Origin of the sequence: Rhodohalobacter sulfatireducens (genome assembly GCF_022012475.1) — a bacterium.
GTDB lineage: Bacteria > Bacteroidota > Rhodothermia > Balneolales > Balneolaceae > Rhodohalobacter > Rhodohalobacter sulfatireducens.
This window is the reverse complement of the sequence record NZ_JAKLWS010000029.1, coordinates 1-24038: the sequence shown is the minus strand read 5'-3', so window position 1 is coordinate 24038 and position 24038 is coordinate 1. Positions and strand designations below refer to the sequence as shown.

Here is a 24038-nt window from a genome sequence, read left to right as displayed (position 1 = left end):
ACGGTTTTCAGCAGATCCCTGCGCCGAGAGAATGATTGTAAATGGCACAAGTTCCAAGCTTGCGCCAGTGAGACGATGTGATGCGGCGGGCGTAGAATACACGGAAAGATCTCATTGATAACCAATAATGACAGGATACAGCAAGAAGACTTTCATCATGTACATTTGATTGATTTTGAAGATGTGTCCACACGACAGGAGAGTTCAGGACAGGCTGCTCTGCTTCGTTGTCTTGTGCCTGACGAAAAGCTCAGTAGGACATCAGAGAGCAATGAGGCGGGACGATCCCAAATATCGGGAATAACAAATTGTTGGTCCTCTAAAGCCCTCATTTAATCACTGTCAGCTTCCGGGTTAGGACAGTTGAACCTGATCGCAAACTGTACAAATAAACGCCGCTGGAAAGATTGCTGGCATTGAAGGGAACGGTGTAATTGCTCTCCAACACCGTTTGGTTCTGAAAGGTCGCTTTATCAAAATCCTAAATTTTGAAAAGCCTTTAAGCCATTAAGATGTCGAGAGATCACCACCCTCATTCCGAATACCAACATTCAACGGCCGATTGTCGTCACCGGCAAGGTGAATGGTTTGTGTTGGGAATGCAAATTCAATGCCCTCGTCGTTGAATCGCTTCAGAATCTCCATATTCACATATTCTGTAAATTCCATGTACTTCCAGTAATCCGGCGGGTGATACCAGTAGAAGCATTTGATGTTCAGAGAGTGGGAGGCCATCTCATCGAAGATGACACGGGGCGGGTAATTTTCATCCATTCCCTCGTGATTATCCAGAATTTCTTTCAGGATGTCGATAGCCCGCTGAACTTTTTCGGGTGTAGTATCATAGGTAATGGTTACACTGAACACACGGCGAATGTAGGGACGCCGGGTGATATTGTGAATAGTTGAATTGGCAAGATTTCCATTAGGAGCCGTTAGCAGATGGCCGTCAAGTGTGCGTACTTTGGTTGTGCGAACCCCCACTTCTTCAACAACACCGGTTTTTCCGTCAAGGGTAATAAGCTCGCCGACATTGAAGGGTTTGTCAGCAAAAATGAGTATCGATCCAAAAAAGTTTTTGATGGTATCCTGTGCAGCTAAACCTAACGCCAAACCGCCAATACCAATACCGGTGAGTATGCTGGTAATCGGTTGATCACTTAATGTTTGAGCTATTTGCAGCAGTACCAAAATTACAACGACAACACGCAATGATTTTCCGGCCAAAGGCATCAGCATATCATCGATGGTGTCGGGATCATCATCTACAAATTTGTTGAGCCAGATATCCAACACCTCAATCTGGCGATAAACGAGAAGGCCAATGGCGAGAACAATTAAAACCTCGACAGAGGTGAAAACCAGTCCTGAAAATGCTTCGGGGATCTCAAGAAAAAAGATGCCCACCCTCAAACCAAGGGCAAAAAGAAGAAATGTTACCGACTTGGATGCCGCCATTGCAGCGACAGACAAAATATTACTTCCTGATTCATTCAGCTTAGAGCTGGATTTGGAGAGTACATACTTCAAGGTTTTACCCAATAGAAAAGATACCAGGATGATAAACGTAAGAAGGCCAATCCTCCAAAGTTCGTTACCCACAAATACGTATTCTGATGATTGATTAATCAGGTCTTCCATAATTATTCCTTAATTGTTTAAGCCGTTGTAAAGTGTGTTGAGAAGCTCCTCGCCAAGATTACTGCTGTACTCCCAGAACATCGCACCGCCCAACCCCCGGGCCTTGATATAATCCGTTTTAATTCGGAGTGATTGTTCGTCGTCGTACACATAGATGGTTTTCGTTTCGGGATTCCAGAGATAGGGAGCCTGGGCTTCATCATCCCAGTATCGGGTAAATCCATTTTTGTTGATCATTTCGTCTCTCAATCTGTCGAATCCGGCTGAACCCCGTTCATCACCGCCTGTCCATTGATAAAGGCCGTTGTTTTCGGTTCGAACATCTGACCAGGCTCGTCCATAAAACGGAACGCCAAGCACAAGTTTGCCGGACGGAATTCCTGCATCAATGTGCCACTGAACAGATTGATCGGCAGAAGGCCCCGTAAAATGGATGCTTTGCGATGGATAGAGATTTGAGTGGTGGCCGGCAATCGGCGATCCACCGGTATGAAAATCATAGGTCATAATGTTGATGAAATCCAGGTACTGATGCGCTTTGTGCATCTCGGTGTGTTCCAGGTAATTTTTACTGGCACCGGTGGCTATGGTCAGCAGGTAAGGATTTTCTTCTCTGCGGTCTAACTCTGTTTGCCTGTCGAGATGTTCACGCAAGACCTTTAACATGAGCGTGAAATTTTGTTTGTCTACAGAGCGGTAAACATTTCCCGCGCCCGACAAACCGGGATATTCCCAATCCAGGTCAACGCCGTCGAGATTAAATTTTTTCATGTATTCAACCGCACTTTCAGCGAATAACTCCCTGGACTCTTCAGTGAGGGCAGCATCAGAAAAGTAAGTGGAACGAGACCAACCTCCTACCGAAACAAGGATCTTCAAATCCGGATTTTCGGCCTTCAGCGAATCCAACATCTGGTAGTTGTAATCATCATTTTCAAGGTATGAAGAAACCTTGCCATCCTGGATATCGGCGAAGGCATAGTTGATATGGGTCAGTTTTTGAGCATCAATCATGTCGGTGGACCAATCATGCCAACCCGCTACATACCCGACAATCTTATAATCATCATTACTGCTTTGGCCAAAAAGTTGAGTGGTAGTGAGCAGTAAAATGATGCTCGTGATGCATAGTAAAATCGATCTGTTCATTTACAGGCTGTTCGTTCGTTGAGGATTGATAGCATAAGTTCCGAATCTTCATCTACAATGGAAAAAATTTTCACGATATTTGAGTAATTAAATGAACCTGTTGTACGGTTTTAGCTCAAAATAAACTTGAAAACATGCAAAAGGTTTTGGCATCCTGTCGCTTTCTTCACGAAATAATCGTTGTCAGGTCCTGGAGACGCTGAAAGGTTGTTTTTAAAACTGTAATATGAATTATAGTGTTAATCTTGTCTACTTAGAAAAAATGATTCAAGACAAACTAAGAGAACTCGAACAAAGTTCTTCAAAGTTGAACTCAAATCTTACGGAAAGATCTCACCTGCAACAAGCAGCTATTGAGTATGCCAACCGTTTTTATGAATCTCAGCCCGAAGAAAAAGCCTACCGGGAGTTTAACGAATCTGTTAAAAACCTGTTAAATGAGCCGATCGACGAGGAAGCCGGTGAGGTGGAAGTGATTCTCCGGGAGCTCGAAAATGGGGTGGTTCGGCCGGGACTCAATACCGTATCGGGCCGGCATTTCGGTTATATTCCGGGTGGAGGACTGGCATCTTCGGCAATAGGTGATTTTTTAGCTGCTGTTACGAATCGGTATGCGGGAGTTTATGCTTCATCACCGGGGGCTGTAGTGGTTGAAACGAGGCTCATCAACTGGATGAGTGATTTGGTGGGTTACGGAGAGGGTTCAGGCGGGTATTTGTCATCCGGTGGGAGTCATGCCAATCTCACCGCTTTAGTCACAGCAAGAGACAGCGCTGAATTAAAAGCAGCGGACTATTCAAAAGCTGTGATTTATCTCACCCAACAAACGCACCACTGTGTGGACCGGGCGTTGAATATCGCGGGTATGAAAGAATCTAAGCGCAGGTACATTCCGATGGATGATAGGTTTCGGATGATTCCGTCGGAACTTGTAAGAAGCATTGAACAAGACCGAAATGATGGTTTGATACCGTGGGTGGTTGTGGCGTCTGCCGGATCAACCGATACCGGTGCAATTGATCCTTTAGATAAGATTGGCGGCATTGCAAGAGAAAACGGTCTATGGTACCACGTGGATGCAGCGTATGGTGGTTTTTTTATACTGACAGATGACGGAAAGGAAAAGTTAAAGGGCATCGAAAAATCAGACTCGGTTGTGATGGATCCCCATAAAGGCCTTTTCCTGCCTTATGGTACCGGCGCGTTGATTGTGAAAGATGTGAAGAAACTGGCCGAAGCTCATCGGTTTAGTGCCAACTATATGAAAGATGCAGATGTAAAGTCGGGAATCTATTCTCCTGCTGAGATATCACCGGAATTGAGTAAACATTTTCGGGGGCTTAGGATGTGGCTTCCTTTAAAGCTTCACGGAGTGAAACGGTTTCGGGATGCACTGGAGGAAAAGCAGTTGTTAGCCCGGTATCTTTGGGAAAAGATGAAGACGGTGGATGATATTGAAGTTGGTCCTGAGCCGCAATTGAGCATCTTTATGTTTCGATGGAATCCGGAAAGCGGGGAATCGAATGTATTAAACAGGGAGCTTCATAAATCCTTACTCAAAGAGGGGCGGTTCTTTCTCTCAACGACGGAAGTAGATGGAAGATTCTTTTTTCGTGTAGCGATACTCTCCGTGCGAACTCACCAACGTGAGGTGGATGAGTTGTTGAGTACGATTCAGGAAAAAATAAAAGTGATCAAACCGAATGATGGCTCTGCCTGAGTCTCTTCACGTTTAACAGTTGAAATCTATCTGCTGTAAATTCAGATTTTTCAGGGTGGTGATTCTGAGTATATGGAGAAGCTCAAAAACTACTGTTACGCGTTTACCAGTGATGACCCTTCAAGTGGCGGGGATAAGAGCCCTTAACTACTCAATAACGTGAATAACCGAGGTGCCCTCTCACAACTCTTCCCGGAAGGCTAACTTTGGGAAAGGAACTTCGCTCCGTTTCGTACTATTGAAGGTTGTTTGATTTGAGCCTCCTTGAGAGTCCGCAGGACCTCCAAGAGTGACGGGGGATAGAGATATTACCGGTAAACGCGTTACTGCAGAATTCGAATAGTTGCTACAATCGGCATATGATCGGAGTAGCCAACATTCAGTACCTCGATATCTATAATTTCAACCTGTGTGATTGACTTTCGCAGGGCGAACATGTAATCGATCCGGCGGGTGGGATTTTCGTAGGAGATGGTTGGTTCGGCAGATCCGGTCCTTTTTGCAATATCAACCCAATCATTTTCGAGTGTTTGATAGGGCACCGAACCGGGTACAAAATTCAGATCACCCACAAGAACAGATGGTTGACCTGTATCACTAAAAACTTCATTAATTTTTTCAACCTGGGCTACCCTGTTTTCATCAAATTGATGACAAAGATGTGTGCCGGCAAATAGAAATCTATTGCCATTCGGCAGCTTTGATTCGGCAATTAACATCGCGCGATCTTCTCCGCCTCTTGGAATGGGCAACATCACGTTTCGAACCTGAACAGGCTCGCGAGAGAGAATTCCTTCACCATAACCGCCGCCGTCAAAGTCGATCGCTTTTCCAAAGTATCCATACATGCCGGTCATATCGGCCAATTCCCGTACCAAATTTTGAGGGACTCCATCATTTAGCGAAGCAGATCTTCCGGTCAGGCTGTCCACTTCCTGGAGGGCTACAAAGTCTGGCTGAATCTTTTGAATCAAATCAGCGATATCTTCAAGATTACTGGTGCCCGGTTTGGAAGGATTCTCCCCGTGATAAATATTGTAGGTCATCAGTTTGAACTCCGTCTGCGCTGAACAGTTTTGGTACAGAGTCAATGTTAGTATTAGGCCGAGGACTACTTTGAAAGTGGAAACAAAGGGATGTGATAGATTCATGAATCTAAATCAGTGAGATATAATGGCAACCTTTATAATATGAATAGAAAGATCATAAGATGAGCAAAAAAATATCTAAGAAGAAGTTCTCTTAGTTACTCAAAGCCTAACTGAAAACGATCTCGAAGCTCCTGGACGTAAATTCCAATATCATTTCGCAGCTCAAAGAGGCGCTCGTGAAAGATGGAATATTCCCTGGAGTTAATGAAGGGTTGCTTTTTGATATAGTGCATATGGCTCAATGCAGCATTGGCACTGTAAAGAGCTTTTTTCGTGTAGGCGATATTGCCACCCAATACGTCCTGTTCGAATCCAAACGAATAACCACCTGCAAGTTTGGCTGTTATCTTCAGCACATTTGTGATGTATTCATGTACATGTTTGTTTTGCATCTGCCGGGGAATCATTTCAGCCCATTTCAGAACATCAACGGCATATGTTCTTGCATCCTGGTAGATCTCAAGATTTTCGATAGATCCATAATCGGAGAGGGTAAAATCATCACTTAGTTCTTTCCAATCCTCTCCGTAGTCGAGATCCTCTTCATCCTCCTCCTCATCATTGTAAAATGGAAAGGTCGAATCCTTAAAGAAAAAGTCGTCGTCATCAAACTCATCTTCGTCATCTTCCCACTCATCTTCATCTTCCGGGAAATAGGCTTCATCAAGGAGGAGTTCCTCTTCTATAAATGCTTCTACAGCATCCAGCTCGTCCAGGCTTTCCTGGAGGAGTGTAATCCACCGGGGGGTTTTTCCTTTAGGGTCAGAGGTGATGAATCGCCGCAACTGTTCGCTGCGTCGTTCTATTTCATTCAGGTGAGACTCCCATTGGAATTCGTTCCAAACGGAACCGTCATCAAAACCGTCTGTGCTCATGCAGTGACGCTATATGATTAAAGGTTAAAGTATAAAAGAAAAAGAATTGTTGAATTCCAACTGGAAAATACAATCTTTACAAATAGAATAACAGTTTAGGATGCAATTTAAGTATTTACCCGTACCCGTTTTTACAATTTTTCTAAAACACGAATAATCACTTTTGTCATTTTAGGTTCAGCCATACTGGCCGCTTCTAAAATATCTTCAATATTAACGGGTTCAAGTGCATCCGGGAAACATTCGTCCGTAATGGCAGAGATGCCCAAAACATCCATCCCCATGTGTACAGCAGAGATGACTTCAGGAATTGTACTCATACCGACTACATCCGCACCAATCAATCGCAAAAAACGATATTCAGCTTTGGTTTCAAGCATCGGGCCGCTCACAGCAACGTAAACACCCTGGTGCATTGGAATCGATTCCTCCAGGGCTACATTTTTTGCAATTTCCCGTAATCGCTCGGTATATGGATCACTCATATCGGGGAATCGCGGACCAAGTTCATCATCATTTGGCCCAATGAGGGGATTGTCTCCCAGCAGATTAATGTGGTCGGAAATCAACATAATCTCTCCACTTCTATACTGAGGATTCATTCCGCCACAGGCGTTACTTACAAATAAAGTATCGGCTCCGTTTTCTTTCAGTACACGAATTGGGAACACAATTTGCTGCATGGTGTATCCCTCATAGAAATGGAATCGCCCCTGCATCGCTACAACTTCTTTGCCTCCCAACGTACCGAACAGCAATTTCCCGGCATGGCTTTCCACGGTTGATACGGGAAAATGCGGAATTTGGTCGTATGATACCTGGTCAACGATATCCATCTCATCGGCAAGCTGTCCCAGGCCTGTTCCCAAAATTAACATATAGTTGGGACGCAAATTGGTTTGTGATTGAATAAATTCTAAAGCTTCGTCGCGTTTTTCCCTAAAGAGTTCTATAGAGTCTAATGCCATTTTTTTAAGTCGGTAATTCGTTTAATCAAGTTCGTCTATAATATCGTCAATTTTATCAGCCCCGGGAATAGTGCCGTGCTCTTTCGATGGTTGACTGACCTCTTCTTCAGATTTTTTTGGTTGAGTCTCGGGAGCGGCTTTGGGTTCGGGTTGTTCAGGAAGTGTGAAAAGAGACCGATCGTCTCTATTAAATTGTTCGAGTGATTCCTGTGAATTTTCAAGATAAGATTTCATGCTGCGAATCATCTCTTCACGCTTGTCAATAAGCTGCATCATGCTTTGGCGAATTTCTCTGCGCTGCTGGTTTGCCTCCTTAACAATGGACTCTGCTTCCATTTCAGCCTTCTCGCGTATGATGTTCGCCTCTTTTTTAGCTCCGCTTAATTTTTCCTCGGCCGAGCTCTTTGCGGTTTGAAGCGTTTCATGCAGTGCTTCCTCCACCCGTTCGTAGTGCTGCAGCTTATTGTTCATTTTGTCGACCTGGTTTTCAAGCTCGCGAATTTTCCCTACCATGTGCTCCCATTCGCTGGCAATAAGATTCAGGTAAGATTGAACTTCGGCTGTGTCGTATCCGCGGAGAGATTTTTCAAACTGCTGCTGTTTGATCTCGAGTGCTGTTAATTTCATGTGGGGAATATTCTGTGAAGATTTAAAAAGACGAAGTATTTATGGATTAATAAAATAGAGTAAATCTTTAAATACAAACTGTCCCCAAAATTAACAGTTATTGATTTAACATATTGCGCAACTTTCCGCTTTCTTTTTGGCTCTCTTTCTTGTCGTCATTTTCAATTTCTATCTCGATGGCGCTTTTTTGGTTTTTTTCAGGCAGTTCTTTTGTATCAGTCTTCTTTTTCGTTGATGAGGAAGGTTTATCATCCGTAACAATAGCCTCCAGGTTCGATAATCGTTGATCAGTTTTCTCTTTGAATTCCCGCAGAGCGAACAGGAACTCCTTATTTTCTGATAGATTTTTTGAGGAACCTTTCTTGACCCATGCTTTAATGATACTGCCAATAATGCCTAAAAAAACGATAGATACGATACTCCCGAATACAATGGCTACAATAAAGATATCTTCATTCATAATAAAAGCAATTTACTGTTTTAACATATTACGAAGTTTTGAATTCTCTTCTTTAGAATTTGTCTCATTTTGGGAATCCTCTTCCAATTCAAGTTCGATTGCTCGCTGGGGTTGTTTCTTTTTCTTACCCGACTCTTTTGAAGCTGATGGTGATTTCTCATCCAAAACAATCTCCTCCAAATTCGACATTCTCCGTTCCATATTTTCTTTAAATTCGCGGAGCGCCTCCAGGAACTCCTGGTTCTCAGATAGTTTATCAGCAGATCCTCTTTTCATCCAGGTTTTAATAATGCTTCCAACCATAATGATGAACACAATGGAGACAATACTTCCAAAAAAAATCGCAATACCTACAACCTCATCAGGACTCATATATAATATCTTATTTGTTTAACATATTTTTCAGCTTGGACGGTTGATTCAATTCCTTTTCGGGTGAATTATAATCATCCAACTCTAAGGAAATTGTGCTCTGTTTTTTGGGCTCTCTTTCTTTTAGTTTTTGTATAGAGGGTTTTTCTGCAGATGCAATTTCTTCAAGATTGCGTACACGCATATCTATATCTTCTTTGAATTCACGCAGAGCATTTATGAACTCTTTATTTTCAGCCAATGGTTGACCTTGCTTTTTTTTCATCGATGTGGTAATAATGCTTCCGATAACGGAGATGGCTACGATAAGCGTTACGCAAATCATAATAATAATAGGGATCATCCACGGCTCTAAAAATTGTATAAACTCCATCCTTCTTTACCCTTTTGTTTTAACTTGTTCAGCTACTTTTTGTTGGTTTTCTTTTTTGATGGCTTCCTCTTCATCGATCTCAATAAAATCCCGGGGGTTCGGCTCTTTTCCTTTAAATTCATCCGGGTTTTCTGCTGCAATAGCTTCCAGGTTCTCAATTCTCTTTTTTAATTGCTGAACTAATTTTCGCAGATCACCTACCTCTTCATCTTGCTTAGTATTGGTTGATTGCCACTTCAGTTTATTTTTTTGGTAATCAATCAGGTATCCGCCAATAATAGCGGCAAGGATAATCAGCGCAATGAAAGTTCCGGACATAATTTTTGGATCAAATTGGAAGTCTAATTTCGGAAAAGTATAAACCCGTTCCTGCTCCGCTTTTTTCCATAATTAACAAATTAACAATAATCCCACAATTATATGTAACCCATCAATTGTGTAAATAGCAAGTTAGAGCAGCATTTATAACGTTTAGATCTATCAATAGTTGCGCTCGCCAAAAATGGCAGTACCAATTCTAACCATTGTAGAGCCCTCTTCAATAGCTACCTCAAAGTCGTTGGTCATTCCCATGGAAATGTGTTCTAAGTTTACAGCTCCATCATTTAAATGCTGATGTTCATCCGAAAGTTGTTTGAGTAGCTTAAATTCCGGGCGAACGATATCGTGGTCGTCCGTAAATGTAGCCATTCCCATCAATCCTCGAACACGTGTATGTTTAAGGTCCTGCCCATACTTCAGAATTTTTTCCAAATCCTTGGGATCGCACCCGCTTTTCTGATCTTCATCACTAATGTTTACCTGTATTAAAGCGTTAATAGTACGTCCTTCACGCGAGGCTCGTTTCTCGATCTCTTTAAGCGCTTTCTTTTTGTGAACCGATTGAATCCAATTCACTCTGTGGGCCATATATTTGATTTTATTGGTTTGGAGATTGCCAATAAAGTGCCACTGAACAGATTCGTCCTCAATATTTTGCATTCGTGTTTCAAGTGCCTTGGCACGATTTTCTCCAAAATGCAGCTGCCCCTCTTTTACCAGTGCAAGAACATCTTCGTCCGGTTTGGTTTTGCTAACAGCAACCAGGGTAATTTCGGAGGGATCACGGCCGGCATTTTTGCACGCAGCATCAATCCGGGTTAAAGTATTTTTATACCGTTCTTTTATCTCTGAACTCATGCGATATCAACTAAATCTGTTTCATTTGGGGTATCTGTTATGATATTTATAAACTAACTTAAATTTCGAAAGGAATCATTCGAATATATTTGATGCTGATAAGCATTCCCGATAAAAATCAATGCATTCCGGTTCATTTTGAACCAAATAACGGCAGGCAATTAGATAGATCTGATGATTTCAGTAATTTAAGTAATTATATAGCTGTTGATGTTTTTTTAGATTATAAATCCAGCCGTTATGTTAAAAAAACTGCAAACCCGTTTCACTAAACCCTTTCCTCAGAATTTTCTTCTGAAAAAACCGCTTGCAGGGGCGGTAGTTATCGCTCTGTTCAATTTTGTATTTGTGATGATTTACCGGCCGGCCCAAACACATCCCGGATTTTTTTTAAGCTATGAAATGACGATGGCCGCGTACTGTGCAGGGGTGGGACTAGCTGCTTTTTTGGTTATTTATTTGATGAAGATGTCCCGTTTTTTTTCTAAGCCGGAAGAGTGGAACTTCGTAAAAGAACTAATCTCTATTTTTATCGTAATTTTTGCGATGGGTACGGCAGTTTATTTTATGGCATTTCTGATTGAAAAGCCTGCAGACCGATGGAACCTGGAAACCCTGGCCGATTCATATATCGGTACACTCTTGATTGCCGGAATACCACTTTATCTGTTCACGGTTATCAATATCAATCAGCTTTTTCAAACGAAACTGACACACCCCCGAAAAGATCAGGAAATTGCAGCTGAAAATGGTGTCGGTGAAGAACTTATTACCATCAATACTCCGCTCAAAAAAGAAGAGATGAGTTTCTACCCTTCAGAGTTTCTGTATGCCGAGTCGGATGGAAATTATGTGAATTTTTACCTGCACAGGGAAAGCGAAATCCGGGAAGAAGTGATTCGCTGTTCTATCAGCAGTCTGGAAGATCAGCTGTCTGATATTCCTTTTCTGCTGAAAACGCACCGGGCATTTATCGTAAACCTGAAAAAAGTTGAAGAGGCTAACGGGAATGCTCTCGGTTTTCGCCTCAAAATCCCAAAGATTCCCGGAGAAATTCCTGTCTCCAGAAGACATACCGGAAAATTTCGAGATCTTTTTAAGCAATTCAGGTAAATCATGAAAAAATGATTCCATTGGTTTATGATGCCTTACCACCAAAAAGCATTGAAACTCCGTGATTTTTGCATTTCCGTGGCAATTGTGATGGTTACACTGTAACCGATTATCACAAAAACCTGCCGTTCATCCCAAATCATCCGCTCTCTGATTGCTATTCACGGCAAATGCTTGCTCTCTGTCCCTCTCTGTTGTTCCCGTTTTCGTTCTCTCCGACCTTTCATCAGAAGCAGTAAACAACACAAAAACATAAGTGACGGAGCACGACCATGAAAGCAGAAAATAAAATCAAACAGACTCTTTCGGCAGCATTCTTTTTTTTACTCTTTTTGACTATCCATGCACCTTTTCTTCATGCACAGCATGATATGTTAATTACCGGAGTTGTAACAGACAGCGAAGAAAATGTACCTCTGCCATTCGCACACGTCGCACTTCTGGATTCAACCGAAACCAACATGATCGCAGGTACTGTGAGCGACATTGACGGAATTTTCAGTTTGAGATTTTCTGATTCCGGAAACTATACCCTCCGGATCAGTGTCGTTGGTTATGAGTCGTACCACAAGCAGATTGATGCACGAGCCGAAGGCACGATTGATTTAGGTGAGATTCCACTCTCTTTTGCGCTTATTATGCACGAATCGATAACGGTAATGGGTGAAGTTACGGCAAGACCCTCTGCAGACAGAACGTCTTACTATGTAAATGAAAACCTGGTGAGCGCCTCATCATCGGGCACGGATCTGCTGAAATTCATACCCGGTATAGATGTTGATATCATGCAAAACATTTCTCTGGAAGGCAGCCGGGATATCATCATTTTCGTAGATGGTAAGGAACGGGACAGAAGTTTTTTGAGCCAGCTTCACTCTTCACAAATCCACAGGGTGGATATTTTAAATATGCCGCCTGCCAGTTTCGATGCCTCTGTAACAGGAGCCCTCAACATTGTTCTAAACAAACAGCCGGAATATTCACTCAGCGGACATCTGAATGTTGATATACCAACAACTCATTCAGAAAAGTATCTCTTTCCCGCATATAGTGTGAATTACAGCAGAGGCAGACTGGACCTAAATACATCCTACAATGGTGAATTCAGTTACTTCGATGTGATGGAAAAATCGGAAAGATCAGCTTTTGAAACAGAGTGGAGTAGCGTACAAAATGTAAGGCAGCAGTACTGGTCACACAAATTTCATTACGGGCTGGATTACGCCATAAACAGCAGTCATGAACTAGGTTTCTACGGATGGTTCAATCCCTACTCTCAGGAAAACAGTGGTACCGCAGAAACGATAATGCGCGGAGGGCAATCCGGCTTCTGGTCATCCGATAAGATTGACGATGATTCGAACCGCGGCGAATTTTATTCCGTGTTTTATAACTATCAGCCCGGTGGAGAGAACGGCAGAAAGCTATCGTTTGATGCAGCCCGCCAAACATTGAACGCCACAAATTCAGTTACATACATTAGTCATCAAAACGGTGATATTATTCAGAACCTGATGAAGCCAAGCCAGCATATTCACCGCGTCAGAGCGGATTACAGGCAGCCATTGACTGACAGGCTGGTGCTTGAAGGCGGCCTGCAGGCCAGAATCATGAGCATGACTGATGAAATCATCAGCGATTTTGAATACCGGGATGAAAACGTTGCCGGATATGGATCATTCACGTATAATTCCTCACAGATTGATCTTCAGAGCGGAATGCGGGTTGAATCTTCATCCTACGGGCTGCAATCGTCTGATCAAAATCATCATGTGGCCTTATTCCCCAATGCTTCGATTCGGTATAGAATCCCGGAAACCTCTCAAAGTGTTCGGTTCTCATACCGGCGATCAGTACAGTATCCGCATCTTTATCAATTGAATCCTTCTCAAAACATCGACGACCCTTACAGCTTAAGAAGCGGCAATCCCGGGCTGAACCCATCGTTTCGAAACGATTTGAACCTGGAATATTCCCTTTTATTCGGAAACAGTTTTCTGTCGGCGGGTTTATTTTATTCACATCAAACCGATGCGATCCACCCTTTGGCTGAGTTCAGACCAAGCGGTGTTTACGAATTAAACTGGCACAATCTGGGTAACGTTGAACAAAAAGGTGTCCGTTTGTCCGGATCAGTTAATCTTGGCAGCAGGGTTGGTTTTCAGCCCTTCTTTCGATTATTTGAAGTTCATACATCGTCCAGCGAGCTTGTTGCTACAAATAGGGTCAGCGCAAATCGTGCTTTGGCTTATGAGACCGGACTTACAGCGTATACCGGTTTTGGGAATGGATTTACCGCTTCTGCACAGTTTCAATATTCAAGCCCGCAGGCCGAAATACAGCGGTCAGTATTCAGCGATGCACTCTACTTCATTTCCGTTGAGAAATCATTCAGCAATGGCTTGAAGGCAGGCATCGTTACCGGCTTGCCGTTTTCACGAAGCTTTACTTATGAAGGCCACAAAATCAATGCGACGGATTTTCAAAGCCGTTCGGAAGGAATCATCAACACGTCCGCCGTACCTTTCTGGTTCAGAATCAACTATCAATTTTCCAGGGGTGCGGGTAAGAGCCGGGCCGGTCGTGACGACTCCATAGCACCCAGAGCTCCCAGAAAAGGATTCTGAGTTATTTTATGTTCCCCTTCGAAACCCGGCCCGGAAAAATACCAGGCCGGGTTTTCATTTTTAAGAATTTAAAAATTTGGGAAAAACAGTTTTCAATGGAAGCAAATCATTCGTATTTTTATGGTCTGTGAAAAAAACAATGACACACCAGCGACAATCCAGACATAGGACAACCGCACGGTTCGAATCCCGGAAGGCTGAACGATCATATCAATTTTTGATGGGAGGAGAACAAACTTGAACACCCAGGTAAGTCATATAACAAACTTTATGCACCAGTGGGCTCCCCCGGGCATAAAAATGAGTTATGATAATGTTGGTCTTTTACTTGGCGATCCCAAGGCATCTGTTTCCAGAATACTTGTTTGTCTCGATGTTACTGAAGAGGTCGTAAATGAAGCGCTTCGTAAAAAGTGTGAGCTCATTGTTTCCCACCACCCACTTATTTTCAAAAAAATTTCCAGCATCAATCCTACTGATGAGCAAGGACGGATCATCTATAAAATGATTCGAAATAATATCTCTCTCCTGTCTGCTCACACCAATTTGGATGCCGCATTAGATGGCGTTTCATTTGTGCTGGCAAATAATTTGGGCCTGGACAATCTGCAGTTTCTTGATAAAGCATACAACATCAGCCGAAAAATTTCCCTCACTACCGATTATGAGGACACAGAGGCTGTATTAAAGCTTTTGAACTACTATTCTGCCGAGGAAGCACATTTTTATGAAGTAGATGGCAGAAAAAACGGGCAGAAAAATTTTGAGGCAATTATTGATCAACACTATGTCTCGCAGCTTCGAAATGCACTCGAAAAAGAGGGATTGCTGAAGAAAGGGAGTTTCCAGGAGATGGAGATGTCTACACCCACAAACAATTTTGGCATGGGGGTACTTGGCTACTATCCTGATGAAGGTATAGCGATGGAAGAGTTTTTACATCTCGTGTGTCGTGCTCTGGACATACCCTCTTTGCGATACTCCGGTCGTGCTGATCGGATTAAAAAAGTTGCCGTGTGTGGTGGTGCAGGTGTTTTTCTGAAGGATAAAGCAATTAAATCGGGAGCGGATGCATTTGTAACCGCTGATATCAAATACCATGATTATTTTATTGAACGATCTAACTTTTTACTGGTAGACGCCGGGCATTATGAAAGTGAATTTCCGGTTGTTGAAGCCATCCGTAAAGAATTGTCTGAAGCGTTTGAACATCTGCAAGTAGATGCCACAGAAAACGTTACAAACCCGATGGAGATTTACGTCACCGAATTTAAAAATAAAAACATCTAAAATTTCCTAAATCAATACCATGCAAGAGGTACTCCAACAACTCGCAAATCTTCAATATATCGACAGCAGGATTGATGAGATCCGTCAGCTTCGGGGAGATTTACCAGAAGAAGTTCTTGATATTGAAACGAATATCAACCGGTATGAGGCTAAAATTGGTCAGCTCGAAGAAGAAAAAGATGATCTAACGGGTGAAAAGAAAAAACTGGAGCTTGAAATTGAATCGGCTCTTGAAAAAACCGAGAAATATGAAGAGCAGCAGCTTTCGGTTCGAAATAACCGAGAATATGATGCCCTGACTAAAGAGATTGAGGCTCAAAAACAGTTTGTGGAAAATTCAACTTCAAGGATTGAAGAGATTGAAAAACGCCAGGAAGAGCTTGACGAAGAGTTAGCCGAAAAGAATGAGAAGCTGGAAGAGACGAAAAAACTTCATGACGAGAAGAAAAAGAATCTCGATAAGGTGATCGAAAGCACAAAATCTGAAGAGGAAAAACTTCTTGAAAAACGGGAAGAACTTGAAGAGGAACTGGACAACCGATATGTCCGTAGCTACAATCGTCTTCGAAACGGCCTGACAAATGGAATTGCCGTTGTAGCAATGGAAAAAGGTGCTGCATTGGGAATGGCGCTTCCACCACAAACCCAGGTTGAAGTTCGTCGCAAAAACAAAGTAATTATCGACGAGAACAGCGGCCGTATTGTCATTGACCCCTCCTTTTTTGAAGAGGCCAAAAAGCAGCTTGAGATTTAAATAAGTATAGTTGACTTAAGGCGGATCTCCGTCTTGTAGTGAATAAGCTGCAATAGCCGAAATCGGCTCAGCGAGCCAATTTGCAAAGCTGTGAAATTAAATAGCTGCTCCAACCGTTATTTAAATCAACTTAGAATCATTATCTTAGCTTAGGTTTTCAGGCAATCGTCTTCCCGAAATCTCGGGTGGAAGGAAAGTCCGAACACCTACGAGTACTGTACTTCCTAACGGGAAGATTCCGGATAAAAACGGGATAGCCAGTGCCACAGAAAACAGACTTCCTTTCGGATGGATGGGTAAAACCTTCTTCTACCGAACGCTTTCGGGATTCGGAGGGTAAAGGTGAAACGGTGAGGTAAGAGCTCACCGCCCCAACGGTGACGTTCGGGGGCAGGGCAAACCTTACAGGGTGCAAGTTCGCGCAGGTTGTGCGCCACTCGTCGCTATACAACCGGGTAGAACGCAACAGATCTTAATGGCAACATTAAGACAAGATAAATGGTTGCCATCCCGACAGCGGTCGGGATACAGAATTCGGCTTATCGAAAACCTATAAAATTTTGGCTATTTCTTTATTTGGAATAGCCTTTTTTATAGTCGGAACATCGAAAGTGATGAACCGTTAAAACAGATCATAATAAAATCATATCACAGAAGTTAGCAAACTGCTAAATCAATACGAATCAATTCTATATAATGCATATTTCAAAAAAATTAGTACTTACACTTTTATGTTCATTCTTGGCTGCCGGTTCTTTATTTGCACAGGCCCAGCAGCAACCACAGATGCCACCACAGCAACAGAATTTACCGACCTCTTCTGATGTCAGCGATGAAGAACTCACAAAGCTTGGAGACGCGGCTGAAGCACTTGAGCCTATTCAGATGGAAACACAGGAGAAAGTGAGAACTGCTGTTGAAGAGGAAGATTTAAGTTTTCAGCGGTTTCAGCAGATGATGATGGCCATGCAAAACCCACAAATGGCCCAGCAAGTGAATATTACAGATGAGGAGAAATCAAAAATCCAGGCTCTTCAACCAACACTGATGCAGATTCAAACGGAAGCACGTCAGCAGATGAGCGAAACGGTTCAGGAAAATGGTTTAACTATGCAGAGATATCAACAGATTATTATGGGTGCTCAACAAGACCAGGAACTGATGTCGCGAGTGCAAGAAGAATTGGGGCTGAATCAACAGTAAGGCAGTCAGCAATAATTGAATTGAATACGAATTTCAATAACAAAGGCTTGATTCAGCCGAATCAGGCCTTTTTTATTTGTTACAAATTCACACTGTAGTTCCCTTTAATCTTACGATCCAGTTCACGACGTATATCTTTTTCTTTAATATCTTCTCTCTTATCATACTGCTTTTTACCACGGGCTAATCCCATCAGCACTTTGGCATATCCACCTTTAAAATAGAGTTTAAGAGGTACCAGCGTGTAACCTTTCTGGTTGATATGCTTGTCAATTTCACGAATCTCCCTTCGTTTTAGCAATAGCTTTCGGTCCCTTCTCTCATCATGATTGGCATACGAACCAAACTTATAGGGCTTGATATACATGTTTTTCAGCCACACTTCACCATTTCGCAAATAGGCAAACGCTTCATTGAGGCTGGCTTTTCCATCTCGAATCGATTTTACTTCAGTGCCCTTGAGAGCAATCCCTGCCTCGTACGTTTCATCGATGTGGAAATCATGCCGCGCTTTGCGGTTTTTAATAGTAGGAGGAGTATGTGATTGTTGATCTTTTTTTGCCAAAGCCTGAATGACTAATGAATAATTTCAGCTTATTTTGAAGGTAAGCAGATTTTTGATGAACTCAAGACAGAGACGCTCAGTACTCAATCCCAACTTTTTCCAATCCATCCAAAACTTCAGGCTCAGGATCGCGTTCGGGAATAGTTTTATAGATCGACAAAATTTGATTGATGTTTGTCCGTGCAACCTGGTTTTCCGGGTTGATACGTAAAACCTCCGTGAATTGAGTGAGAGCCCGGTTCATGCGTGTTCTCATCTCAGTTTGGTCAAATGTGTTCATACTGTAAAGCCCATAATTCAGGTGCGTTTTTTCAAACAGCTGCTGAATAATTGGATCAGTTTGATCTTCCTCTTCAAGCATGGAAAGAGCTGTTTTATATTCATTGGCCTGGATCAGTTGATCGATCTGTTCCGGAAGCGGTGCGTTTTCATCAACCACGTCCGGTTGGGACTCACCGCATGAGATAATTAAAAATAGAGTTAAAAGAGAAGTAATTGATAGAAGTCGCATTTAATAATTGTTAATGTAGTTTAGGAAAATCCCCCTTGGAAGGGGGAATGTGAGCACGACGAATGTCGTGGGAGCTCGGGGGATGATACCCCTCACCAGATAAATCTGTCCCGACGCTTCGGGGCCCTCAAGGGGAGATTTTTTTTAGAAATCAATTCGCAAAATAAATGGGTGTTGGGCTTATACAGAGAATAAATACTGCCATACTGATCCAGCCGAGCCGTTTTCTCCATAGTGACAGTGGCCGCTCAAAGATAACAGGCGGGTGCTCTATCTTCACAAAATAAACAAGAAAGAAACTCCAGAAAACCCAAATCAGCGAACCTGATTGAGTAAACCCAGATGTAACATAAAGGTACGCCACGGCAGAAATCAGTGATGCCGCCCAAACCGGGGCCATCCAGGTATGATCACTGTGAAATCCTTTTCTGAATAGAAATAGCAATACCATTGCCCAAAGCATCACGGATAAGAATCCGTATCCGGGCAGCCATCCATCAATATTCAAAAAGAGAAATGGGATCGCCTCAATACCGCCCAGAGTCGCAATAAATCCAAAGCAGACTCGGGCTACAGTCTGGTGATTTTTGTATCCAATCAGCGAATATAAAATATGGCCTCCATCCAGCTGACCGATGGGAGTGAGGTTCAACGCCGTAAAGAAGAGCCCAAGCCATCCCGCAAACAGGAATGGATAATGATACATCTCGTACATGGGTGGTACATTTTCAAAGAAACTTGCCAAGATGGAATACAAAAGCGTATTGCCAAGCATTATGGTTGAGCCTTCCGGTGCATCCTCAATTTCGGGAGCCGTTTCGGGGTATTGCCCGGTCTCCTGCACATGACTGATTACTTCCTCGTGACCGGCAAAATTTTCAATAAATGACGGATCCGGTAGCGTGGAGAATCCATATAGAAGTACGATTAAAGAGACTACAAATCCTGCAATGGGACCTGCAATGCCAATATCGAACAACTTTCTGGTATCCTGAATACGTTCTTCAATTTTTATAACCGCTCCCATGGTTCCAATGCCAAGTGGAATAGGAATAAAGTAAGGCAGTGTAACTTTTACGTTATGATAAACGGCGGCGAAATAATGCCCGAATTCATGGGTGGCCAGGAATGCAAGCAGAAGCGATGCGAAAATTAAACCCTCGGGCAACATTTCCCAGTATGATTCAACTCCGGCTGTCTGCCCGACCCAAAAAAACATTCCAACGAATGTTACCGATGCAAATGTGACAATGAACAACGCCAAATGTTTGATAATGGTCCATGCACCGGGCTGATTCTTGGGTTGCTCTTCGATATTGGGGAAATCCTGCGTCTGCGTTTCTACTTCTGGAAATGCCAAATTACTTCAGGTTAAGTCGTTTTCAATTAAGCTGTGTTATCCAATTCTTGAGACGGGCATTGTCATACAGCGTGCTCCGCCCCGGCCACGGCAAAGTTCGTGGCCTTCAAAGCTGATTGCAATTTTTCGGTCCTTTTGAGGATCAAGATCTTTATTTTCAAATTCTTCGATAAACTCGTACTGATTCATATGTTTGTAACCATGGCTCACTAACGCTTCAAATGTTTTGGTGTTGCGGCCATATCCCACAACAACCCCCGGAGCCAGGGCGAAGAGGTTAGCTCCATCCGTCCACTGTTCTCTGAACTGATCGATTCTGTTTTCTCCACCGCATTTGATGAACGTAAATTCTTTCCCGGTTAATTCCTCAAGGGTTTGTTTTAGTGATTTGCATTGCCGGCACTGAACGCCCTCCCCATTTTTAAAAAGATCCACTACATTATTCTCTTTCTCTTCGATAGAGGGAGGAAATGCCACGCATTCGTTTTCATCCGCAAAGGTGAAGATGGTATCGAGGTGCATGGAGGATCGCTGTTTAGGAATGTCAACCGCCACAACATGCTCAACTCCGTGATTCAAAAGCTGTTCGGCTACGCCCATCAATCCGCTGAAAGAGGTTCGTTCACTCATACCGATCAATACAATGTCATCCGATACAACAAGCACATCCCCGCCCTCGATGGTTTGATGTCCGCCAACGGTAATGGCTTTCTTCTTTACAGAATCAAAAAGAGGATGATAATGTACAATGGTTCTCATCAATAAAAATTCCCTTGCACGAGCTTCTTTCGCGGCGCGAGATAAAATTACACTATCACCGGCCACGGCTGCCAGATCTCTCGTAAAAAGCAGGTTGGGAGCCGGGTGGAGATTGAATATTTGGTCCTCCAATGTTCCTTCTGCTACAAATCGAACAAGTTTTTTCGGTTCAAGCCGGATCAGTTCTTTTTCTATGATGTGAATATTTTCGAAGGGAAGCTCTTTAATCATCACTTCAATAAATTCAGCCCGGACATCCTCGGATTGAAAAACCTCTTCTGCCATATCCATGATTTCGAAAATTTCTCCATCATCCGGCATGGCAGCGCTGAATATTTTCAGCATATCGATATGCTCGAAGCGGGCATCATTTTCAAAAATAATATCATCAAAAAGCAGATCCTCTTTTATATTTGGATTCACTAAAGAGACCTCTCGCCCGGGTGAGTGAACGATCACCCCTTTTAAAACTCCAATTTCTGATGAGATGTTAATATTCATATAAATAATTCTTCTTATTTGTGCATGAAGATACGTTTTTTCATGCAGCTTTTTTAAGAAGAATCGGCCGCTTATCTACAGGGAAATGCTTCCGAGAAATTCGTTTTACGCTTTCTTTTCTAAAACAAAAATAGCAAATATTCGTATAGATTTGTTGACGATAAACTCAACTAGACTAGTCAACGTGATGAAAAAAACCCTGTCAATTCTGCTATTGCTAACCTTATTTACGGGTATTCAAATTTCAAGTGCTCAACAGCATCCGGACTTAAAATATAGAACCTTTCGTGTGACTCTGCTTCCCGGTTTAAGTACAAACGGCGTTGAAGCTCCAAACTATTCAGCAAAATATTCACTGAATATACTGGCCGGATACCACGGAGCCCTGGATGGATATGAAATCGGCATTTTGAACATCAACAGATATTATGCTGAAGGCTTACAACTCGGTGTTGTGAACGGTACCGGTGGCCATATGATGGGTTTAGGCCTGGCGAGCCTTGTAAACTTTGCGGGAGATGAGATGCAGGGATTGCATTTTGCAGGGATAGGAAATATGTCTGGCGAATTTATGCAGGGGCTTCAATTTTCTGGAATTCTGAATATCAGTGGAGGGGGTATGCAGGGCCTTCAGTTTGCAGGAATTGGAAACCTTGCAGGGGAAGATATCCAGGGAATACAAGCAGCCGGAATATTTAATGCCGCGAGTGAAGAAGTACTGGGAATAATGATGGCAGGGATAGGTAATTTCAACGGAGGATTTAACCAGGGAATCATGATGTCGGGTATTTTGAACGTGGCTGAGGAGACACAGGGAATTTCAATGGCAGGTATCCTGAATGTTGGCAAAACCATGCAGGGAGTTCAGCTGGCCGGAATTGCCAATATTGCTGATGAAGCCCGGGGCGTTCAAGTCGGACTGGTAAATATCGCGGATGAATTTGAAGGGGTTCCGGTGGGATTGATCAGCCTCTATGGAAACGGGCGTAAAAATTTTGATTTCTGGGTGAGTGATGGCGGGTATACAAACGTTGGCTTAAAACTGGGTACAATGGATATCTACAATATGATCTCTTTGGGGTATAATTCTGCCCTGAACACTGAAGAACTCTGGAGTTTTGGCTGGACTATCGGTGCGCATACACCTCTTGAAGAGGCCTGGAATAACGACCGATTCGACGGTTATTTCAGAATGAAGGATATATCTATCCAGAGTATTCAAGAAGAGGAGGAGGACATTTGGGAAACAAATCTTTATAGCTTTCGATATTTGCTGGGTAAAGAAATTTCAAATGGTTTTGGTATTTATGCAGGCCCAACCTTGAATCTTCTCGTTCAAGATGAAGAGGATCAACGAGATTACAGTTGGTATTCCATTTTTGATGGAAACAGGTGGGATAAAAATTTCGACTTTTGGGTTGGATTTACAGCCGGTGTTCAGCTTTTTTAAGACTTGCATACAATTCAATCGTTCATATTTTGTTAAATTATATAACAGATATTTGAAACAAGAATTATTTAGACGGATCAGAGCGCTATGAGCCCCTTCAACACTAAAGAGTACCCATACCTATTCCTGTTTTTTCTATTCTTCATTTTCGCCGGTTGTGGTGAAGAGAGCAACAAAGAAAATGAAATTGATCGATTTACAGTTCAGTCAGCAACCTTTTCAGAGGGAGATTCAAATACCATTGCAGAAATTCGTGTTACCCTGGAGGGTTCGCTGGTATCAGATGTTACCGTTCCCTTCGAATTTGAAGAGAGAACGGCATCGATCGGCGATGATTTTAACCCAACGGGTGGAGAGCTTACCTTCAGTCCTGATAATTTGGAAGCCTCGGTGCCGGTAGAGATAGTCGGGGATGAGCATTTTGAAATCTCGGAATCATTCACTCTTCGGTTAACTGCAAACGGTCAGCCGACAAACTTCACGATTACCATTAACGATAATGATGAAATGGCAGAGATCCTCTCGGATGAAGACGGATTTTATACTCCGGAGGAATATCCATCCATGAGTTTGAAATGGAGTGATGAATTCAATGGCGATCAGTTAAATACCGGCGAATGGACATATGAACTGGGTAATGGCTGCGACCAGGGAATTTGCGGATGGGGAAACAATGAACTTGAAGATTACACCGATAGTGAAGAGAACTCAAGTGTGGAGAATGGTATGCTCACTATAACTGCCAGGAAAGAGGGCGGCGACTATACATCGGCCCGAATTAAAACGGAGAATAAAGTGGAAATCCAATATGGCCGAATAGACGTTCGGGCCAAGCTTCCAAAAGGTCAGGGAATCTGGCCGGCTATCTGGATGCTCGGGGCGAATATCGACCAGGTTGGCTGGCCTATGAGCGGTGAAATAGATATCATGGAATTGGTTGGGCATGAACCAAGTATTGTTCATGGAACCGTTCATTATGACGATGACGGGTATGATTCTTCAAGCAGTATGAAGGGCCTTTCTGAAGGAACTTATTCCGATCAGTTTCATGTCTACACATTGGTTTGGGAAAAAGATGAAATACGATGGTATGTGGACAACCAATGGTTTAAAACCTTTTCAACTTCTGATGTAAATTTCTACCCTTTTAATGCCCCCTTCTTTTTTATCATGAACGTTGCTGTGGGAGGTAATTGGCCGGGCCCGCCGGATCAAACCACAGAATTCCCTCAAGAGATGGTGGTGGATTACATTCGCGTGTTTGAGTAGAGTACTTCTGTTTGCTCATCACCAATATTTTGAAGCTTGGATTTTTTTGGAGTGTGAATTGTCCAGGTCATAAATGGTCCAAGTTGCAAACTTGAACCAGTCTGGGACTCTAATTGCTCTG

24 protein-coding genes and 1 other RNA gene are annotated in these 24038 nt (G+C 42.8%); 9 read left to right on the top strand and 16 right to left on the bottom strand.

The genetic code is table 11. The features are described 5' to 3' along the window. Positions 1-328: 328 nt before the first annotated feature. The 3 genes from L6773_RS21970 to L6773_RS16865 are packed head-to-tail and all read right to left on the bottom strand — an operon-like array spanning position 329 to position 2790. Positions 329-448 (bottom strand): T9SS type A sorting domain-containing protein, encoded by a 120-nt coding sequence (locus L6773_RS21970; RefSeq protein WP_500809308.1) that lies wholly within the window; start codon positions 446-448, stop codon positions 329-331. 59 nt (positions 449-507) lie between these two features. After that, complete coding sequence (locus tag L6773_RS16870; protein ID WP_237855636.1) at positions 508-1641, bottom strand: mechanosensitive ion channel family protein; 1134 nt, start codon at positions 1639-1641, stop codon at positions 508-510. 9 nt (positions 1642-1650) lie between these two features. Continuing rightward, positions 1651-2790: a glycoside hydrolase family 18 protein gene (locus tag L6773_RS16865; RefSeq protein ID WP_237855634.1), complete on the bottom strand. Its 1140-nt coding sequence runs from the start codon at positions 2788-2790 to the stop codon at positions 1651-1653. Positions 2791-3016: 226 nt separating this feature from the next. Between L6773_RS16865 and L6773_RS16860 the strand changes: the two genes are divergently transcribed. Next, a complete protein-coding gene (locus L6773_RS16860; RefSeq protein ID WP_237855632.1) occupies positions 3017-4510 on the top strand; it encodes a pyridoxal phosphate-dependent decarboxylase family protein in 1494 nt (497 codons plus the stop codon). Positions 4511-4833: 323 nt separating this feature from the next. On the opposite strand, the gene L6773_RS16855 is transcribed toward L6773_RS16860, so the two are convergent. From L6773_RS16855 to L6773_RS16815, 9 genes are all read right to left on the bottom strand, one after another. Further along, on the bottom strand, positions 4834-5556 hold the full coding sequence (locus tag L6773_RS16855) for an endonuclease/exonuclease/phosphatase family protein (protein ID WP_237855630.1): 723 nt from the start codon (positions 5554-5556) through the stop codon (positions 4834-4836). A gap of 200 nt (positions 5557-5756) precedes the next feature. After that, positions 5757-6536 (bottom strand): hypothetical protein, encoded by a 780-nt coding sequence (locus tag L6773_RS16850; RefSeq protein WP_237855629.1) that lies wholly within the window; start codon positions 6534-6536, stop codon positions 5757-5759. Between the two features lie 131 nt (positions 6537-6667). Then, positions 6668-7504 (bottom strand): purine-nucleoside phosphorylase, encoded by an 837-nt coding sequence (locus L6773_RS16845; RefSeq protein ID WP_237855628.1) that lies wholly within the window; start codon positions 7502-7504, stop codon positions 6668-6670. A gap of 21 nt (positions 7505-7525) precedes the next feature. Further along, positions 7526-8131, bottom strand: coding sequence for a DivIVA domain-containing protein (locus L6773_RS16840; protein WP_237855627.1), 606 nt, complete (start codon positions 8129-8131; stop codon positions 7526-7528). Positions 8132-8228: 97 nt separating this feature from the next. Continuing rightward, positions 8229-8591 (bottom strand): hypothetical protein, encoded by a 363-nt coding sequence (locus L6773_RS16835; RefSeq protein ID WP_237855626.1) that lies wholly within the window; start codon positions 8589-8591, stop codon positions 8229-8231. 12 nt (positions 8592-8603) lie between these two features. Continuing rightward, complete coding sequence (locus L6773_RS16830) at positions 8604-8963, bottom strand: hypothetical protein (protein WP_237855625.1); 360 nt, start codon at positions 8961-8963, stop codon at positions 8604-8606. A 10-nt stretch (positions 8964-8973) separates the two neighbouring features. After that, complete coding sequence (locus L6773_RS16825) at positions 8974-9336, bottom strand: hypothetical protein (RefSeq protein WP_237855623.1); 363 nt, start codon at positions 9334-9336, stop codon at positions 8974-8976. A gap of 6 nt (positions 9337-9342) precedes the next feature. Beyond that, complete coding sequence (locus tag L6773_RS16820) at positions 9343-9654, bottom strand: hypothetical protein (RefSeq protein WP_237855622.1); 312 nt, start codon at positions 9652-9654, stop codon at positions 9343-9345. A gap of 162 nt (positions 9655-9816) precedes the next feature. After that, the gene (locus tag L6773_RS16815) at positions 9817-10515 is read right to left on the bottom strand and encodes a YggS family pyridoxal phosphate-dependent enzyme (protein WP_237855621.1); all 699 of its coding nucleotides are present in this window, start codon (positions 10513-10515) and stop codon (positions 9817-9819) included. A gap of 240 nt (positions 10516-10755) precedes the next feature. Between L6773_RS16815 and L6773_RS16810 the strand changes: the two genes are divergently transcribed. From L6773_RS16810 to L6773_RS16785, 6 genes are all read left to right on the top strand, one after another. Then, complete coding sequence (locus L6773_RS16810) at positions 10756-11628, top strand: LytR/AlgR family response regulator transcription factor (RefSeq protein WP_237855620.1); 873 nt, start codon at positions 10756-10758, stop codon at positions 11626-11628. Positions 11629-11900: 272 nt separating this feature from the next. Beyond that, complete coding sequence (locus L6773_RS16805) at positions 11901-14255, top strand: TonB-dependent receptor domain-containing protein (protein WP_237855619.1); 2355 nt, start codon at positions 11901-11903, stop codon at positions 14253-14255. 237 nt (positions 14256-14492) lie between these two features. Next, entirely contained in the window at positions 14493-15545 is a 1053-nt protein-coding gene (locus tag L6773_RS16800) for a Nif3-like dinuclear metal center hexameric protein (RefSeq protein ID WP_255727777.1), read from the top strand. 19 nt (positions 15546-15564) lie between these two features. Beyond that, on the top strand, positions 15565-16299 hold the full coding sequence (locus tag L6773_RS16795; protein WP_237855617.1) for a zinc ribbon domain-containing protein: 735 nt from the start codon (positions 15565-15567) through the stop codon (positions 16297-16299). A gap of 149 nt (positions 16300-16448) precedes the next feature. Further along, an RNA gene (rnpB, locus tag L6773_RS16790) (RNase P RNA component class A) lies at positions 16449-16857 on the top strand. Between the two features lie 138 nt (positions 16858-16995). Continuing rightward, positions 16996-17502, top strand: a complete 507-nt coding sequence (locus L6773_RS16785) for a DUF4168 domain-containing protein (protein WP_237855616.1) — start codon at positions 16996-16998, stop codon at positions 17500-17502. A 79-nt stretch (positions 17503-17581) separates the two neighbouring features. Here the strand turns inward: L6773_RS16785 and smpB are convergent, their stop codons facing one another. The 4 genes from smpB to L6773_RS16765 all read right to left on the bottom strand — a co-directional run bounded on the left by smpB (position 17582) and on the right by L6773_RS16765 (position 21198). Further along, positions 17582-18067 carry an SsrA-binding protein SmpB gene (smpB, locus tag L6773_RS16780; RefSeq protein WP_237855615.1) on the bottom strand — a complete coding sequence of 162 codons (486 nt, stop codon included), beginning with the start codon at positions 18065-18067 and terminating at the stop codon, positions 17582-17584. A 76-nt stretch (positions 18068-18143) separates the two neighbouring features. Next, a complete protein-coding gene (locus tag L6773_RS16775) occupies positions 18144-18578 on the bottom strand; it encodes a hypothetical protein (RefSeq protein ID WP_237855614.1) in 435 nt (144 codons plus the stop codon). A 151-nt stretch (positions 18579-18729) separates the two neighbouring features. Then, on the bottom strand, positions 18730-19938 hold the full coding sequence (locus tag L6773_RS16770) for a site-2 protease family protein (RefSeq protein ID WP_237855612.1): 1209 nt from the start codon (positions 19936-19938) through the stop codon (positions 18730-18732). 36 nt (positions 19939-19974) lie between these two features. Continuing rightward, complete coding sequence (locus tag L6773_RS16765) at positions 19975-21198, bottom strand: arginine deiminase (RefSeq protein ID WP_237855611.1); 1224 nt, start codon at positions 21196-21198, stop codon at positions 19975-19977. 187 nt (positions 21199-21385) lie between these two features. Between L6773_RS16765 and L6773_RS16760 the strand changes: the two genes are divergently transcribed. Continuing rightward, on the top strand, positions 21386-22648 hold the full coding sequence (locus L6773_RS16760) for a hypothetical protein (protein WP_237855610.1): 1263 nt from the start codon (positions 21386-21388) through the stop codon (positions 22646-22648). Positions 22649-22735: 87 nt separating this feature from the next. After that, on the top strand, positions 22736-23917 hold the full coding sequence (locus L6773_RS16755) for a family 16 glycosylhydrolase (RefSeq protein ID WP_237855609.1): 1182 nt from the start codon (positions 22736-22738) through the stop codon (positions 23915-23917). Positions 23918-24038: the final 121 nt, after the last annotated feature.